Here is a 16,277-nt window from a genome sequence, read left to right on the forward strand (position 1 = left end):
CGTACAGCTTGTTGTACTTGCGCACCGCCTTGAACAGCTCGCCCACCTCCTCGCCCATGAGGAAGCAGTTGTGGACGAGGTCCAGCTTCAGCCAGCCGTGCATCGCCTCCAGCTCGTGGATGTAGCGCTGGTAGTCCTGCAGCGTCGGTTTCTCGGGCAGCTCGATCATGGCGTCGGTCCTCGGGTGACTCGTCAGGTGCCGGCAAAAGGGTCAGCACCGTATCACCTGTGCTCAAATCGGGCGCCGTCACCATGAGCCCCGCTCCCCACACCGCACGAGGGATACGCGCACTGCGCCGCCTGCTGCGGGGCGCTGTGGATCTCCGGCAGCTCGACGTCGAGGGCTTCCGCCGCTGGCTCACCCACGAGCTGCCGCGCTGGCAGGCGGACCCTGCCTTTGCTCAACGTGCCAGGATTCGTGACCTGCGGCGGGCACACCCGGAGCTCCGCGACCTGGAGCGGACCTATCGTCGTGCCGTCGCGGAGGATGAGGCCTCGGCGCCGTCCGCACGCCTCCGCCAGATGGAGGAGGAACTCGCGAACACCGATAAGGCCCTCATCGGGCTGAGCGCCGCGCTGGCGCGAGCCGCGCCGGAGAAGAAGTCGCCGCTTCAGCGGAAGCTGGCCGGATTCCAGGCCAGGCAAGAGCTGCTGCGGGAGAGATACGCTCGCGCGAGTGAGGCCAGCCCCGCGAGGCAGATCCTGCTCCAGGTCCACGCGGAGCTGCAGCGGCTCCGCGGGACGCTGGGGCTGGAAGAAGAAGAGGCGCGCTTGTCCGAGCTGCTCCTGAGCCAGGGCCAACGCTCCGGACACACGGGCCAGTCGTTCGAGCAACTGGCCCTGACGCTGACACGGCGGCACATCGTCCCCGATCTGCTGGGCCGGGGAGGGGAGGCGGCGGCTCAGCGCATCCAGGTGCTCAGGGGCGTCACCCTTGGCGCGGCGCGTTCCGAGTTCGATCAGCTCGTGATTCGCCGGCCGCTCTCCCCGGGACGGCCGGTGGAGGTGCTGGCGATGGTCGAGGTGAAGCGAAACCCCAACGACCTGGCCCACGGCTTCCGTCTCCGGCAGGAGAACCTGGCGTGGCTCACGGGAGATGCCGCCCATTACGACCCCGGGCAGTACCGGACCCGGTATTTCTCCTCCGGCCACTTCGACCGTGAGGCCGTGCACGAGGAGGCCGGTGAGCGCTTCGTCTTCGCACGCGGCTCCTTCCGGCGCTTCCGGCGCGAGCCCAAGAGCGGTGCGTTCCTCAAGCGCCTCTACTTCATCACCCGCACCGGAACCCTGAACGGAGTCGCCGCCGCCGCGCTCTCCCGCATCCGGCATCGCGTCGCGACGGACGAGCGGTGGCAGCCGGAGAGCGATGCCTACCTTCGTGCGTTGCTGCACTGGTGCCAATCGCTGGCGGAGCCCTTGGAGGCGCCCGAGGTGTTACGGCTGTATTGCTCAACCACCGCGAGAGCACAGCACGTCCTGGTGGTGGGCCGCTCGCCATCAGCGGAGCTCCGGTGAGTCCCTGGCGAGGGCGTGTAGAAACAAGTCATGTCCGGTTGTTCGCCCAAGTTGGGCGTGTAATTACAGAATCCGATACACCCAATTGCCCGGCAGTCGCTAAGACCGCAAAAGCACAGAGAAAAGCCGCCAGTCTCCCACTATTCAACTGACAGGGGATGGGAGCGGGAGGGCTCGCGGGCAGCTTCCCGGGCCCGGTCGGCTGGTGGGTGACGTGGCATGGATGGCCAGCAGCTACAGACCGGGCAGGGGGGAGGGGCCCCGGGTATCGACCCCCAGGGAAAACGCCACATGGGCGCCGGGGGGCCCCAAGCGAGAGTTTAGACCCGTAAACGATTAAGCGCTTACTTGCTCGCCCTGCTCACCACTCTCCCACCTCTTCAAGGTAAACGTCTTTGGGCGCAATGCCGAGAGCTTCTGCTATGTCAGCCGCGAGACTTGCTAGATCGGGGTAGTGTTTTCCTTGGTCTATTTTTAAAAGACGCGTGCAATCTTTTCCATGTTCATCCGTGATGGAATTAACTTGAAACCAACCCCCGGCACCCGCGCGTTCAGATGCTTCACGGTCGAGATGAACGTTAAAGTGTGGCATGCCACCCTCTCATGGTTAGCCCTTGGTATTAGCCAAGGGTCGCAGCCACCGCAGCCCGCGCACATAGTCAAACGCTCGGATGAAGTCACCGAGGTCTTGTGAGGTAATCCACGTTTTCTCACGCAGTTGTGCGAGCCAGTCAACGAACTCGTCAGAATCAGGCACTTCGTCTCTTGAAGTGGGGACTTCGTAATTGTGCTGTTTGTGAACGAGGAGGTCGGGCTCCTTCCGATATACCCAGTTTCCCCAGTAATCCCCATCGTCAGCGGGCGGGCGGGCAAGGTTCTTTGCCTCCTCGACAAACGAGATTCCGTCAGGCGAGCCCTCATACTCCCAATGACCGTTCTTCTTCTTCCAAGCCATGCAGCCCTCACCGCAAGTGAAGGGCCTGGACATATACGTCCGGCAGCTTGGGCAGCAACAATCGGCAGCTTGGGCAGCAACAATTTCGAGGGCGAATTCAGTAGGCAACAGGCATTGCGTCCTTGAGGGAACAGGCGCTTCCGGCGAGTACGAGCCGCGATGCCCCCCACAACGCCGGGAAGGGCCCGCCAAGCCTCGGAGGCCAACCCGGGGGCCCACATCCCCCAAGGCCCAGCGACGCTCTACGGGGACCCCTGCGATTTGTGCCCCGCTCCCGAGCGCCCAACCCCGAGTCGGTCACGACTCCGGGGGTGGACTGTCGAGGCCCCGTAGCTGTTCCTCGGCCGCCTCTCGGTATCGCGGCACGATCTCCACGGCGAGCACGTCACGCATCTGCTGGCGGGCACCTTCGAGGTCCCCAGCGTCCCGGAGGCTCGTCATCCGGTACATGGCGGGGAGGAACCGGCTTTGGGCATCACGGAAGCGCGAGAGAATCATCCCCATGATGGCCTCGGCGCCTTCCGGGCTCTTCAGGGCCTCTTCCGTCTCACTCTCGCTGATGGCTGCCGTAGGGGCAGTCCGGCCTAGAAGGTTGCGCAAGTCGTCGGTGAGTTCCAGGGGGTGACCCTGCTGGATGCGTTGCGCGAGAATGGCGAGCTGCGGCCGGTCGTCCAGGTCCGGATTGAGACGCCCGGTTGCGAGCACTTCCGAAAGCCCGGTGAATTGATCGAGCAGGGTTTCGGCCTGCTCCCGGTAGAGGGGGACAACCTCTACGGCGAGCACGTCACGCATGAGCTGCCGCGCCCCGTCGAGATCGCCCGCGTCCCGTAGTTTGTATGCTCGGTTTCGAGCCCTGCTGAGTCGCCGCGACCCCTCCCCGATGCGGTGATGGATCTCTCCGAGCAGCGTCGTTGCGGTGGGCAGGCTGCGCAGAGCATCTTCCGCGTCCTGCTGACCTATGGCCACCTTCTGAGCAGTCCGCATCATAAGGCCGCGCGTTTCGTCGGTCAGTTCGAGGGATGCGCCGTCCTCAAGAACCCTACGAGACAGCGCCCACACCTCGTCCCAGTCCATGTCCGTTTCTTCGGCCATATGGCTACCTCTTCTTCTTCGCGTAGCAGATGTTGGAGGGCCACTTCCGCTGCCCCTCGCACATGCGCAGGCAGTCGTCACACTTGCCCGTCCAGCCGCCATTTATGCAGTCGTTATAGTCGCTGATGCACTCCTGCTTCCACTCGGGAAGGGATTCGTTGTTGGCGAAGTCGTCAACATCGGAGCCGGTTCGCACAGCCCTGAGCACCTGATCAACTTCGGATTGCGTGGCCCCACAAGCGCCTACCGGGTCGTATGGATGCTTTTTGATGCAGCAGACCATTGTTGAGTCGCCGGGGCGGCAGTCCATCGTTGCCGCTTGCGCCAGGACTACGGGGCGGCTCGACGTGTAGGTGTCGTGCGTCGTCCTACCGGAGTAAGCGTAATGCGCCCTACCAGCCGAGCAACCGGACACGAGGACCCCCCAAAGTAGGGCCAGCCGCACGAACACAGCGGAAGTCAGGGGTTTCATATCGTCGAGGTTAGAACAGTCTCATTTCGAGACGCTACGACGGGCCCGCTCACGGGGGGCTGGCCGGTCGCGCCCCTTATCTGCTAGGTTAACCCGCGATATGCGGAACATCTTACCTCCCCGGTCTGCCTTTCTTCTCGTCCTCTTGGCGTCTGCGGCCATGGCTCGTGGACGCGAGCCCATCTCTCGGACCGTCTACCTTTCGGACGAACCAAAGGCGGAAGTGCCCTCGGTTTACGTCGCGGGTGAGATGGTAACCGTCCTCCGTTTCGAGAAACCTTGTGCCCGGGAACGGACGAAGCTGCTGGGCTGGGAAGGTCGCTTCGAGCCCGTGGAATGTGTCGGGAAGAAGGTGCTCGTAGAACCGCTCAAAGACATCAAGCCCGAGGATGGTTTTCTGTTGGTGGTGACGCTCGCGGACGGGAAGGAATTGCCCTTCACCGTGACGGCTCGAAACGAGCAGTTTGACCATCAGGTGAACGTGTTTCCGGACAATGAGACCAAGGGGGCGCTCCAGAGTCGCCTGGAGTATTCCCAATCCAAAGAGCGGATTCTCAAGGAACAAAACGAGCGCTACCGGAAAGAGGAGACATCAATTGACCATGCCCTTGCAGCGCTCTTGGCAAAGGGCGCGTTGAAAATGACCCCGTTCCGCCAGCAGTACGTCTCGCTGGTGAAGAACCCCAGGGGTGCTGAAATCTTGGTGACCGTCCTTACAAGCAATAAGCCCGATAGTAAGAAGCCCGATAAGGTCGCCGTCATCATCAACTTGAAGAACAACAGCCCATCCGAGACTTGGAGCCTGATGGAAGCGCGCTTGGTAGCCGAGGGGAGCGGGGAGCAAAGGCCGTTTGCTCTGCGTGCTACTCAGGAAAGCTGGGGGCCCGGTGGTGAAAGCGGGCAGATTGCCGTCGTCTTTGACGCGGGCGCATTTGACTTCAACGATAGCCCCGACCGGCTCGTTCTAGAACTCTTCCGCCAAGGGAGCGGGATTCGAGAAGCTTGGGTTTTTCTGGAACGACACATGCTTGGGCTGTAAACCCGGTTCACATGGCTCCGACCTGCGCGCCGTTTTTTGCCTCTGTCGTTCTGTTGTGCATGTGCTGCGGCTGTACGACCCCAGGGGGCGTTTCCCTTCGCTCGGATGGAAGCCCAGGCCCACAGGAGTGCCCGGAAAAGGCGCTCGAAGCCATGCGGATTCTCAACCTGCGCGTGGGGGACGGTGCGACCGTAGACCTCGACGTCAACCAGAGCCTCACAAGCCCCATCACTCTTTACGAAGGGCCTGTGGAGAGCATGTTGATCAGCAGTCTCGGACCCCTTCCGCCGGTAACCCGTCTCTACGGGCGGGTGTGGACGGGGGGCCCACAAGTTGTCGTCCGGTACTACGAAGCACACCCGCCGGACGGCGAGCCCTTCCCACTTTGCGCTGTGGCTCGGCTTGCTCACGGTCAGATGCAGAAAAAGCCCGAGTCCAAGCCCGGAACGGCCATCCTCGAATTCTCACGCGCTGGGGTCTTCGTCGTGAATTCGTTCCGTTGAACCGACCCACCGGGACACCCCTCCCGAACGACCCCGGTAGTCGGTTCACCTCGGGTGCGTGCCCCGTGTAGTGGGGAATGTAGCTGCGAGCGCCAGAGGAGACCTGAATTGATGGTTTTCGGCCCCCCCTCAATTCAGTCTAAGTGCCCGAAACTCTTGGAGAACCGTTTTTTCTCCCACTAAGAGAGGGTTGAGGTGAGTACCTACCGCCGTGCCACGGCCGTGGGCCCGGGCTCGGGCAGCACGGTCCCGAACGCGACGAACAGCTGCCCGGTGAGCACGGGGACCTTGCCGGCCCCAGGCGCTCGCAGCATGTCGTTGAGCACCTCGCCAGTGCGGGGATCCCTCCGGAGGCTTGGCTTCGCGAGGTTCATCCGGTAGCGCACCACGCCGCGCTTCACGCGGTGGATGACGACGACGGTGCCATCGCTCTCGACGCCGTCCACCAGCCCCACGTGGGTGAGCCCGTCGTTGCGCCGCCCATCCCGGTTCTGGTCATACGTCTCACGGAAGAACACGAGGTCTCCCGGCCTCGGCTGGCCCCGGGTGTACACGCGCCCCTGCGTCTTCGTGTACCGGTAGAGCGCGGTGACGCCGTTGTCCCCGGCCAGGCCGGCCCCGCGGAACGAGACTCCGGCCTTGGCGTACACGGCCTCGACGAAGCCGGTGCAGTCGCTCGGCCAGGTGCGTCCGGCGAGCTTCACCTTGCTGCTGCCCACCAGCCCCCGGGCGGCGGTGAGCACGTCCTCGCGGCGGGCGGCGGGCGGGGGAGGGTGCACCTGCTTGCGGGGGGCAGGCGAGGCGGCGACGCTCAGCGGGGCCCGAGGCGCCGCGACGGGCGTGAGGGGGCCGTAGCGGTAGCCCGAGGCCAGCACCCGTCCGCCGCGAGGCAGGCTGGTGGCGCACCCGGTCATCATCACCACCGCCGCGAGCAGGACACCGAGCCTCATGATGCGACCTCCCTGTAGCGAGTCCACGAGGGAGAGGGTCCGGCGGATCAGCCGTGTCGTCAAAAAACCTACCCGGCCAAGCGGGCGAGGAAGCTCGGGTTTTTCACCCGGTGGCATGGTGGTAATTCTGGGCCAATGCGCAAGTTTCGAGCCCTCTCCCTGCTGCTGCTGCTGACTGGCTGTGGTGCGCCCCGGGCGTACCAGCGGGCCCAGGAGGCGGACACGCTGGAGGCCTACCGCGCGTTCCTGCGCGAGTACCCCGAGGCCGAGGACGCCGAGGTGGTGGAGGTGCGCGTCGAGGAGCTGGAGTTCGAGGAGGCCTCGAAGCTGCACTCGGTGGTGGCCTACAAGCGCTTCCTGGAGGCGCACCCGGAGGGGCCTCGGGCGCGCTCGGCTCGGGCGCTGCTGGAGGGCCTGCGCTTCAACGCGGCGAAGGAGGCGGGCACCGCGGCGGCGCTGCGGCAGTTCCTGCGGGACCATCCGGACGGGGCGCAGCGCGAGGAGGCGCAGCGGCTGCTGAGGGAGGCGGAGCTCAAGGAGCTGGCCACCACGACGGACTCGCGGCAGCTCCGGGAGTACCTGCGCGAGGCGCCGGATGACCCTCGGCGCCTGGAGGTGGAGTCGCGGCTGGACGACGAGTCCTTCACGCAGGCGCGGTCCGCGGGGGCGGCTCAGCTCTTCGTGTACCTGCGGGACTTCCCGGCGGGGCGCTACCGCGAGCAGGTGAAGGCGAAGCTGCTGGAGCTGGAGGTGGAGGGGCTGCTGGTCTCCGGGCTGCTGGAGGAGGCGGAGTCGCGCGTGGCGGGGCACCCGCTGGGGACGAAGCTGAAGGACTTCCCGGCGCGCCTGGCCCGGGTCCGCGCCGAGCGCTCGGCGCTGCTCAGTCCCGAGCCGGTGGCGCAGGCCGCGCAGGTGGGGCACTACCTGCGGGACATCGAGGACCTGAAGCGCTCGCTGGTGGCGCCGGATCCGATGGATCGCTGGCAGGCGGCGGAGGAGCTGGGCCAGCACGTCTCGGTGCGGGTGCTGGATCCGCTGCTGGAGGCGTTCCGCGCGGGGCGCAACCCGCTCGTGCGGCAGCGGGCGCTGGAGAGCCTCCAGACGGTGCTGCGCGCGCTGCCCAAGCCGGTGGCGGAGTACGAGGTGGCGGTGCGGCTGGAGTCGCTGCGCGAGAAGGCGAACAGCGCGGAGCTGTACCTGGCGATGGCGGCCCTGCTGGACCTGTCCGGGCGCATGAGCGAGGCGGCCACCGAGTACCAGCGGGCCTTCGTGCCGGAGGATCCCGATCCGGTGGTGCTGCGGCGCTGGGTGCAGCTGCGCGAGGAGCGGCGCCAGTCCTTCTCGGCGGCGGTGGCGGCGCGGCAGCTCTCGCTGTGGGCGCTACGGGTGGCGCGCGAGGAGTCGATCTCCCCCGAGGGCGCCGTCCCCCTGGCGGCGGCGCGGCAGCTGTGCGCGGCGGTGCAGAACGCCCGCTTCGCGTCGGAGACCATCGCCCGGGCCCGGAAGGCGAACACCGAGTTCCCCGAGGACCTGGCTGGCTTCGAGGTGGCGGCGGCGGACGCGCTGAAGCTGTCGGAGGCGCGGCTGGCGGACGCGGAGCTGTTGCTGCGCGAGCAGACGCCCGGGGCGCGCACCTGCGGAGACGACGCCGTGGGCGAGCGCCTGGACAACGCGGTGTCCCAGCGGCGCGAGGCGCTCCGGACGGTGGGGGCGAAGCTGCCGAAGCTGGCGCCGCTGCTGCTCGAGGTGGCGCGCGAGCGGGATCCGTCCCCCGAGGTCCGCACCGAGGCCGCGGGCCGGCTGTCCGCGCTGGGTGTCCACTAACCGACGGGATCTCCCAGGTCAGACCGACCCGTAGAGTGAGTCGCCATGGCCACTCGCACGTACACGTTGAAGGCCGCGCCGACGACGGCTCCGCCGCGCATCGACTATGAGCGGCTGCTCAACGAGGAGCAGCGGCTCGCGGTGGAGGCGGGGGAGGGGCCGGTGCTGGTCATCGCGGGGGCGGGCACGGGCAAGACGCGCACGCTGACGTTCCGGGTGGCGCGGATGCTGGAGCGGGGCATTCCTCCCGAGGGCATGCTGCTGCTCACCTTCACCAACAAGGCCGCGCGCGAGATGACACGGCGGGTAGAGGAGCTGGCCGGCTCCTTCGCGGACGTGCGGAAGCTGCTCGGCGGCACCTTCCACCACGCGGCGCACGTGCTGCTGCGCCAGCACGCGGGGGCGCTCGGCTTCTCGCGCGACTTCACGGTGCTGGACCGCGAGGACGCGCGCGACCTGATGTCCTCCTGCATCGCCGAGCGCAAGCTGCCCCGGGAGCGGCGCTTCCCCAGGCCCGAGGTGGTGTTGGACCTCGTCTCCATGGCCGCCAACCTGCAGCACTCGGTGGCGGAGGTGGTGGTGGAGCGCCGGCCGCAGTTCCTCCCGCTGACCGAGGAGCTGCTCGCGGTGACGCGCCGCTTCGCCGAGCGCAAGGCGCGCATGCACCTGATGGACTTCGATGACCTGCTGGTGCTGCTCAAGCGGCTGCTGCTCGAGAACCCCAGCGTCCACGCGGAGCTCGTGGAGCGGTTCCAGTGCGTGCTCGTGGACGAGTACCAGGACACCAACCGGCTGCAGGGCGAGCTGGTGGATCTGCTCGTGGGCGAGCGCCGCAACCTCACCGTGGTGGGCGACGACTGCCAGTCCATCTACAGCTTCCGGGGCGCGGACTTCACCAACATCATCGACTTCCCCCAGCGCTACCCGGGCTGCGGCATCTACCCGCTCACCCGCAACTACCGCTCGACGCCGGAGATCCTCCGGCTGGCCAACGACTCCATCTCGCTCAACCAGCGCCAGTTCCCCAAGCAGCTCATCTCCTCGCGCCCCCCGGGCCCCACGCCGGTGCTGGTGCCCACTCTGGACATGGCGCAGCAGGCCGCCTTCGTGGCCCAGCGGGTGCGCGAGCTGCGCGACACGGGCGTGCCGCTGAGGGAGATGGCGGTGCTCTACCGGGCGCACAGCCACTCGCTGGAGCTACAGCTGGAGCTGACCCGCCGGGGCATCCCCTTCCAGGTGCGCTCGGGCATGCGCTTCTTCGAGCAGACCCATGTGAAGGACGTGCTCGCCCACCTGCGGCTGGTGGGCAACGGGCGGGATGAGCTGGCCCTCAAGCGGATCGTCAAGCTCGTATCCGGCATCGGCCCGGCCAAAGCCGAGTCCTTGTGGGAGGCGCTGATCGCGCTGCCGCCCGAGCTGCCCCTGGCCGAGGCCCTGGGCCGCCCCGAGGTCCGGGCCGAGGTGCCTCGGAAGGCGGCGCCCGGCTTCGAGCGGCTGAGCCGTCTGCTGGAGCGGCTGACGGGCCATGGGTCGGAAATGACCCCGGGGCAGATGATCCAGGACGTCCTGGCCGGCGGCTATGCCGAGTACCTGCGCGCCGAGTTCCCCGAGGAGGAGCGGCGCGAGGACGACATCCGCCAGCTCGCCGAGTTCGCCGGGCGCTTCGAGGACCTGCCGCGCTTCCTGTCGGAGATCGCGCTGGCGTCCGAATTCTCGGCCCGGGAGGCCACCGGGGAGGCCCCGGAAGAGGGCCTCACGCTCTCCACGGTCCACCAGGCCAAGGGGCTGGAATGGCAGGCGGTTTTCGTCATCTCCCTCGTCGAGGGCCGCTTTCCCCTGCATGGAGCCGCTCGCACGCCGGACGAGGAGGAGGAGGAGCGCCGGCTCTTCTACGTGGCGGCCACCCGGGCGAAGGACGAGCTGGCGCTGACGTATCCCATCTCCGTCGTCCTGGAGCTCGGCGAGCGGGCGATCCTCCGGCTTTCCCGCTTCGTCGAGGAGCTACCGGTGGGCGAGGACTCGCCCTACGACCGGCTGATCCTGGAGACGAGAACCGAGCAAGACGGCGCTTGACGTGATACAGAGGGGAAGGTGTGTGGTCCCCTCGGGCCAGACACTGACTCCACAATGGCGGACAGACCTCGCATCATCGGGATTGATCTGGGAACGACCAACACACTGGTCGCGTCCGTGAAGAACCGCATCCCGAAGATCGTCCCCACGGATCGCGGCAACCTGATCCTCCCCTCCGTGGTGGCGCTCTCCGCCAAGGGCGACCTGATGGTGGGTGGCGTGGCCAAGGATCAGATGGTCACCAACCCGCGCAACACGCTCTACGGGACCAAGCGTCTCATCGGGCGCAAGTACCACTCCAAGGTCGTCGAGGAGCTCAAGGGCTACTTCAAGTACGACATCGTCGAGGCCCCGGACGGTGACGCGGCGGTGATGCTGGGCGGGCGCCTGTACACGCTGCCCGAGGTGTCCAGCGTCATCCTCAAGCAGCTCAAGACGATCGCCGAGCAGTTCCTGGGTGGCCCCATCGACGAGGCCGTCATCTCCGTGCCGGCCTACTACACGGACAGCCAGCGCCAGGCGGTGAAGGAGGCCGGGAAGCTGGCCGGCTTCGACGTGAAGCGCATCGTCAACGAGCCCACCGCGGCGGCGCTGGCGTACGGCTTCAACCGCGGGTTGGATCAGAAGATCCTCGTGTACGACCTGGGCGGTGGCACCTTCGACGTCTCGGTGCTGCACCTGACGGGCAACGTCTTCGAGGTGCTGGCCACCGGCGGCGACACCTTCCTGGGCGGCGTCGACTTCGACAACCGGGTGATGGACTACGTGCTCGAGAAGTTCTGGGAGGAGACCAAGGTCGACCTCTCGCAGAGCCCCATCGCCATGCAGCGCATCAAGAACGCCGCCGAGTCGGCGAAGATTGATCTGACGCTCATCCCCAACGTGCTCATCGACCTGCCCTTCATCGAGGAGCGCAAGGGCAAGCCGATGGATCTGCGCATCCCCCTGACGCGCGAGAACCTCAACGCGCTCACCATGGACCTGGTGGATCGCACGTTCGAGATCTGCGACCGGGTGCTGGGGGAGAAGGGCATCAGCCGCTCGGAGATCGACGAGATCATCCTGGTGGGCGGGCAGAGCCGCATGCCGCTGGTGCAGCAGCGGATCCAGGAGCACTTCGGCAAGCCGCCGCGCAAGGGCGTGCACCCGGACGAGTGCGTGGCCCTGGGCGCGGCGCTGCTGGCGGACTCGCTGGGCAGCCTCGACGCGGTGACGCTGCTGGACGCGGTGTCCATGCCCATCGGCTACGCGCTGCCCAACGGCCGCGTGCGCCGGGTCATCGAGAAGAACTCCCGCATCCCGCTGGTGAAGAGCTTCCGGCTCCCGCCCCCGAAGGATCCGGGCGCGCCCTTCATCGAGATGGACATCTTCCAGGGCGACAGCGACCTGATGGTGGACAACGAGTTCCTGGGCACCCTGAAGGTGCCGGCCGAGTCGGCGGGGCGGAAGATCGACTTCCGGCTCAACGAGGAGTGCCTGCTCCAGGTCATCGTCGAGGAGGCCAGCGGCCCCAAGCGCATCGAGCTGGCCACCCGGGACACCCCGGAGCTGCTCAAGAAGGAGCTGGCGCGCGTGGCCCAGGAGCGGGCCCAGAAGGCCGAGCAGGCGTCCACCACGCCGTCCTCCCACCAGGAAGGCAGCGGGCTGTTCTCCAGCATCAAGAGCATCTTCCGCAGGGGATAGCGAGAGCGGCATGGCGAAGTTCCCGTCGAAGGAGTGGTGTGAGGAGGCGGTTCGGCTGGTGAACGAGGATCCGGAGCGCTCGCTGGCCGCCCAGGGCTGGCAGGGTGAGATCGGGGTCATCGTCGACGCAGAGCCGGGCAAGCTGGCGCGCGCCTTCGTGGCACACCTGGTGCCGCGCAATGCCCGCATCGAGAAGCTGCGGGTCCTCGAGGAGCCGGACGATCTGGACGAGCTCGAGCCGGCCTACCTGGCGCGAGCGCCGTACTCGGTGTGGAAGCAGCTCCTGCAGGGCAGCTTGGATCCCGTGGAGGCGGTGCTGCGGCGCCGCATCGCGGTGAAGGGCGACCTGCAGCAGCTCATCGAGCGGCTGCGGTTCAAGGGGATCGCCGACCGCGTCTTCGCCCAGCTCAAGACCGAGTACGTGGACGAGCAGTGAGGACCCGAGGGGGGCAGGCCAGATGGGGATTCGCGAGGATCTGAAGAAGCAGGCGCTGGGGATGTCGCAGAAGGCGGTGGAGAAGCTCATGGCCGACGAGAAGCGGGCCATGACCGTCGCCCAGGCACTCGGCTCGGTGCAGCGGGGCAAGCAGGCGCTGGACAAGGGGCAGGAGGAGCTGATGCGGGCGCTGAACTTCGCCCCCAAGAGCGACTTCAAGGCCGTGGGCAAGAAGCTGTCGGGCCTCAAGCGGCGGCTGCGCGAGCTGGACGAGAAGCTGGAAGAAATCTCGCGTCGATAGCCGTTGACAGGGGGCACAGCGGGTGGCATTTACCCGCGCGTCACTTCGTCGGGGGCGCATAGCTCAGCGGTAGAGCACTGCCTTCACACGGCAGGGGTCCCAGGTTCGAATCCTGGTGCGCCCACTCCCAACGAAAGTCGACGTGCAGTCGGGCGCATAGCTCAGCGGTAGAGCACTGCCTTCACACGGCAGGGGTCCCAGGTTCGAATCCTGGTGCGCCCACAACGTAAAGGCCGTGAGTCCCCAGGGGCTCACGGCCTTTTGCTTTTCCAGGCCCGACGAGGAGACGGCGCCACCCGGCGGCACCGTCTCCATCTCAGTCCGGGAGGGCCCGCGTCACTCGGCGGTCTGGGTGGCCTGCTGCGCGGCCTCGTCGACCTTGAGCTGCTCGAGCGTGTCTTCCTTGATCTGCACCGCGGTCTTCTGGCGAAGCCCGGCGATGAAGTCGTCGAGGTTGCGCCCGCGCCGCTCGGTGAGGAGCCGGTTCTCGATGCGCGACTTCACGGAGTCGAAGTCCTGGTTCATCCCGGCCTGACGCCCGGTGAGCTGCACCAGGTGGACGCCCTGCTCGGTGGCCACCACGGTGGTGAGCTCCCCCATGGTCTTCAGGCCGAAAGCGGCCTCCGCCAGGACCGGGCCCCACACCTGGGCCAGCTCCTCCCGCGTGCGGTAGCCCAGGTCACCTCCCGCGCCCTTCGTGGTGCCATCCTCGGACCGGGTGCGCGCCACCTGCTCGAAGGCGGCTTGCAGGGCCGCGGGCTCCTGGCGCTTGAGCTCCGCCAGCAGCCTGGTGGCCGAGGCCTGCACCTCGTTGCGCTTCACGTCGCCCTTGGGGGACACGAAGAAGACGTGGCTGGCTCGCACCCGCTCGGGCTTGATGAACTCGTCGCGGTGCTCGTCGTAGTACTTGCGCAGATCCTCGTCCGACACCGCGCCCGCCGCGCTCTCCTGCTGGGCGCGCAGCAGCTTCTGCACCATCACCTTCTCCAGGGTGGCGCGCACCTCCGGATCCTTGTCCAGCCCGCGCTGGCGGGCCTCCTGGACGAGGAGCTCGAAGCGGATCTGGTTGTCGAGGAACTCCTTCTTCTTCTCGAGCGTGGCGTAGCGCGCCCGGACGAAGGGGGGCTGCTCCTCCAGCTTCGCCTTCAGCTCGTTGGCGGTGATGGAGCGGTCACCGACGGTGGCGACGACGGGGCTGTCGTCCTTCGGTCCCTTGTCGGAGCTGGGGGAGTTGCCGCGGTCCCCACAGGCGGTCAGGGCGAGCGCGACGGTCGTGAGGAGGCAGGGGAGGGAAGTGAAACGCAGGCGCATGGGCTGCTCGCGGGAGATGCAACGGCCGCCTTCACCGCTGGTGTGAGGGGCCGGAAAGGTGCGCGCGCACAATACAGAAAGTCGCCGCCGGAAGCGCGGGGGGAGCTCCTGCTTCCCTGGCTGGGGGGAAGGGAGGACGGGTCTCTAGACCTGACTCCTGGGGATATGCATGATGCGCGCCCATTTCTGGGAGTTCCCAGCTCGGCAGGGCCCGGGTGGGGAAGACGTCATGAGAATCGCGCGAAGCCTGATGTGGGTGATGTTGCTCGGTGCGGCCTGCTCGAAGCCGGGCTCCCCCGATGCGGGGGACGTTCAGAGCCAGGCGGTGGGCAGCTACACGGGGGGGGTCATCACCGAGGCGGAGCTGGCGGCCGAGGTGGCGCGACTGCCCCCGCAGCTCCGCGAGCAGTTCGACACGGTCAACGGCCGGCGCGAGTTCATCCGCTCGATGATCGACAAGCGGCTGCTGGCGCAGGAGGCGCGGCGCCGCGCTCTCCACGAGCAGAAGGACATCCAGCGCCAGGTGCGGGATCTGGAGGAGCGGCTCATCATCCAGGCGCTGCTGGCCGAGGAGGAGAAGGCCGCGAGCACGCCCTCGGAGGAGCAGCTTCGGGCGTATTACGAGGCGAACAAGGCGGAGCTGAGCCAGCCCGAGCGCGTCCGGGTGGTGCGGGTGCTCGCCGCGGTGCCCGCCGGGTCTTCCGCCGCCGAGCGGACCCGCGCGCGCCAGCGGGCCGAGCAGTTCGCGCAGCGGCTGCGCAAGGGCGAGGCCGTGGCCCGGGTGGCCGCCGACGGCGACGGGCCCGAGCGCATCCAGGGAGGGGACCTGGGGCTGTTCGCCCGGGGCGATGGGCGTGATTCGGCGCTGGAGAAGGCGGCGTTCGCCCTGACGAAGGCCGGCGCGGTGAGCCCGGTGGTGGAAGAGGCGGGGGGCTACTCCGTCATCCAGCTCGTCGAGCGGCGGGAGCCCCGCATCCCTCCTTTCGAGGAGGTGCGCTCCACCCTCCTGGGCCGGATGCAGCCGCAAATGAAACGTAAGGTTTTCGATGATCTCCTGACGCGCCTGAGGCAGGCTGGCGGAGTCAGCGTAGAGAGCAGTACACGGCCGTAAGACGTACAGTTGGGAGGGGTTGTGCTTCGTTCGAGCCGTCGTACGGGGGGGCTCTCTCGTCTCCTCATCCTGTGCTTTGGGCTGCTGTCCGCCGGAGGGGCTTTGGCGGAGCCGTCCGTGGTCGGGGCGCATCCCATCGTTCCCATCCGGACGGGCGCACAGGCCGTGGAGATCGGCCTCGAGGTGAATGGGGCGGTGTCCCAGCTCGTGGTGAGCGTCCAGGGGACCTCGGTCACGGCGGGCTCCTTCGCCACGGTCTCGGGTGCCGTGGTGACGCGGGACTACGCCGGGGCGGTGCCCTTCCACCTCCTCGTGCCGTTCCAGAAGCCCTTCCCGGCGGATGGCGTCCTCGAGATCACCGCCCGGCCCGTGCTCGCCACGGGCTCGCTCCCGCCCCAGCAGGTGGTGAAGTTCGACGCGAACAAGCCGCCCCCCTCGTTCCGTGAGAGTCCGGTGTCCGTGCGCTCCGTCCCGGAGCAGGGCGGCATCCTGGTGGAGGTGGCCTACACGGGAGACGTGGCCGACGCGGAGCTGTCCCTGCTCGGCGCCTCGGGCCTGGAGCTGCGCACCGTGCACGGCAGCCTCGCCGACGCCGAGCCCAAGGCCTTCGCGCTCACCCGGCGGATGAAGGCGCACCCCCGCTCCGACACGCCCGGCCGCGTCCAGTTCTTCGTTCCCTCCCTCGCCAGCACCTCCATTCCTCCCGACGGTGTGGTGATCGCGGACGTGTCGCTGCGCGATGCCTTCGGCCGTGCGGTGCACACCTCCGCCGTCGAGTTCACCAGTGGTACCGACTTCGATCCGCTGCTCGGGCTGGTGCTGCGGCCCTCGCCGTTGCTGCTCTCGGATGGATTCGGGCAGCGCGAGCAGTTGAGCGTCACCGGTCGGTTCGCCATCGCGGGCGAGGTCGATCTCTCTGGACCCTTCAAGGGGGTGACGTACCGCTCCCTCAATGAAGAGGTGGTCGGCGTCACGCAGGGCGGCGAGGTGATCGCCCGGACCAACGGCCAGG

General features: G+C 67.4%; 15 protein-coding genes and 2 tRNA genes. 11 read left to right on the forward strand and 6 right to left on the reverse strand.

Annotated elements, in window-relative coordinates; genetic code table 11:
* Nucleotides 1–252: 252 nt before the first annotated feature.
* Nucleotides 253–1,515: a hypothetical protein gene (locus VF697_RS10355; protein ID WP_331093798.1), complete on the forward strand. Its 1,263-nt coding sequence runs from the start codon at nt 253–255 to the stop codon at nt 1,513–1,515.
* Nucleotides 1,516–1,876: 361 nt separating this feature from the next.
* On the opposite strand, the gene VF697_RS10360 is transcribed toward VF697_RS10355, so the two are convergent.
* From VF697_RS10360 to VF697_RS10375, 4 genes are all read right to left on the reverse strand, one after another.
* Nucleotides 1,877–2,107 carry a hypothetical protein gene (locus VF697_RS10360; RefSeq protein WP_331093800.1) on the reverse strand — a complete coding sequence of 77 codons (231 nt, stop codon included), beginning with the start codon at nt 2,105–2,107 and terminating at the stop codon, nt 1,877–1,879.
* A 15-nt stretch (nt 2,108–2,122) separates the two neighbouring features.
* On the reverse strand, nt 2,123–2,470 hold the full coding sequence (locus tag VF697_RS10365) for a hypothetical protein (RefSeq protein ID WP_331093802.1): 348 nt from the start codon (nt 2,468–2,470) through the stop codon (nt 2,123–2,125).
* Nucleotides 2,471–2,767: 297 nt separating this feature from the next.
* On the reverse strand, nt 2,768–3,562 hold the full coding sequence (locus VF697_RS10370; protein ID WP_331093804.1) for a DUSAM domain-containing protein: 795 nt from the start codon (nt 3,560–3,562) through the stop codon (nt 2,768–2,770).
* A 4-nt stretch (nt 3,563–3,566) separates the two neighbouring features.
* The gene (locus tag VF697_RS10375; protein WP_331093806.1) at nt 3,567–3,758 is read right to left on the reverse strand and encodes a hypothetical protein; all 192 of its coding nucleotides are present in this window, start codon (nt 3,756–3,758) and stop codon (nt 3,567–3,569) included.
* A gap of 376 nt (nt 3,759–4,134) precedes the next feature.
* Between VF697_RS10375 and VF697_RS10380 the strand changes: the two genes are divergently transcribed.
* Nucleotides 4,135–5,073, forward strand: coding sequence for a DUF2381 family protein (locus VF697_RS10380; RefSeq protein ID WP_414641270.1), 939 nt, complete (start codon nt 4,135–4,137; stop codon nt 5,071–5,073).
* Nucleotides 5,074–5,779: 706 nt separating this feature from the next.
* On the opposite strand, the gene VF697_RS10385 is transcribed toward VF697_RS10380, so the two are convergent.
* On the reverse strand, nt 5,780–6,526 hold the full coding sequence (locus VF697_RS10385) for a CHAP domain-containing protein (protein ID WP_331093810.1): 747 nt from the start codon (nt 6,524–6,526) through the stop codon (nt 5,780–5,782).
* A gap of 135 nt (nt 6,527–6,661) precedes the next feature.
* Between VF697_RS10385 and VF697_RS10390 the strand changes: the two genes are divergently transcribed.
* The 7 genes from VF697_RS10390 to VF697_RS10420 all read left to right on the forward strand — a co-directional run bounded on the left by VF697_RS10390 (nt 6,662) and on the right by VF697_RS10420 (nt 13,065).
* Nucleotides 6,662–8,350: a HEAT repeat domain-containing protein gene (locus VF697_RS10390; protein WP_331093813.1), complete on the forward strand. Its 1,689-nt coding sequence runs from the start codon at nt 6,662–6,664 to the stop codon at nt 8,348–8,350.
* Nucleotides 8,351–8,395: 45 nt separating this feature from the next.
* Nucleotides 8,396–10,423: an ATP-dependent helicase gene (locus VF697_RS10395; RefSeq protein WP_331093815.1), complete on the forward strand. Its 2,028-nt coding sequence runs from the start codon at nt 8,396–8,398 to the stop codon at nt 10,421–10,423.
* Between the two features lie 54 nt (nt 10,424–10,477).
* Nucleotides 10,478–12,106: an Hsp70 family protein gene (locus VF697_RS10400; protein ID WP_331093817.1), complete on the forward strand. Its 1,629-nt coding sequence runs from the start codon at nt 10,478–10,480 to the stop codon at nt 12,104–12,106.
* Nucleotides 12,107–12,116: 10 nt separating this feature from the next.
* Nucleotides 12,117–12,542, forward strand: a complete 426-nt coding sequence (locus tag VF697_RS10405) for a hypothetical protein (RefSeq protein WP_331093819.1) — start codon at nt 12,117–12,119, stop codon at nt 12,540–12,542.
* A 22-nt stretch (nt 12,543–12,564) separates the two neighbouring features.
* The gene (locus VF697_RS10410; RefSeq protein WP_331093821.1) at nt 12,565–12,843 is read left to right on the forward strand and encodes a hypothetical protein; all 279 of its coding nucleotides are present in this window, start codon (nt 12,565–12,567) and stop codon (nt 12,841–12,843) included.
* A gap of 52 nt (nt 12,844–12,895) precedes the next feature.
* Nucleotides 12,896–12,967, forward strand: a tRNA-Val gene (locus tag VF697_RS10415).
* Between the two features lie 26 nt (nt 12,968–12,993).
* Nucleotides 12,994–13,065: transfer RNA gene (locus VF697_RS10420), tRNA-Val, on the forward strand.
* A gap of 114 nt (nt 13,066–13,179) precedes the next feature.
* Here VF697_RS10420 and VF697_RS10425 read toward each other — a convergent pair.
* Nucleotides 13,180–14,154 (reverse strand): peptidylprolyl isomerase, encoded by a 975-nt coding sequence (locus VF697_RS10425; protein WP_331093823.1) that lies wholly within the window; start codon nt 14,152–14,154, stop codon nt 13,180–13,182.
* 229 nt (nt 14,155–14,383) lie between these two features.
* Between VF697_RS10425 and VF697_RS10430 the strand changes: the two genes are divergently transcribed.
* Together VF697_RS10430 and VF697_RS10435 are read left to right on the forward strand one after the other, a co-directional pair.
* Complete coding sequence (locus VF697_RS10430) at nt 14,384–15,265, forward strand: peptidylprolyl isomerase (RefSeq protein ID WP_331093825.1); 882 nt, start codon at nt 14,384–14,386, stop codon at nt 15,263–15,265.
* A 117-nt stretch (nt 15,266–15,382) separates the two neighbouring features.
* The coding region (locus VF697_RS10435; RefSeq protein ID WP_331093827.1) for a hypothetical protein at nt 15,383–16,277 on the forward strand (895 nt) is incomplete at its 3' end.

Origin of the sequence: Archangium sp. (assembly GCF_036388035.1) — a bacterium.
GTDB lineage: Bacteria > Myxococcota > Myxococcia > Myxococcales > Myxococcaceae > Archangium.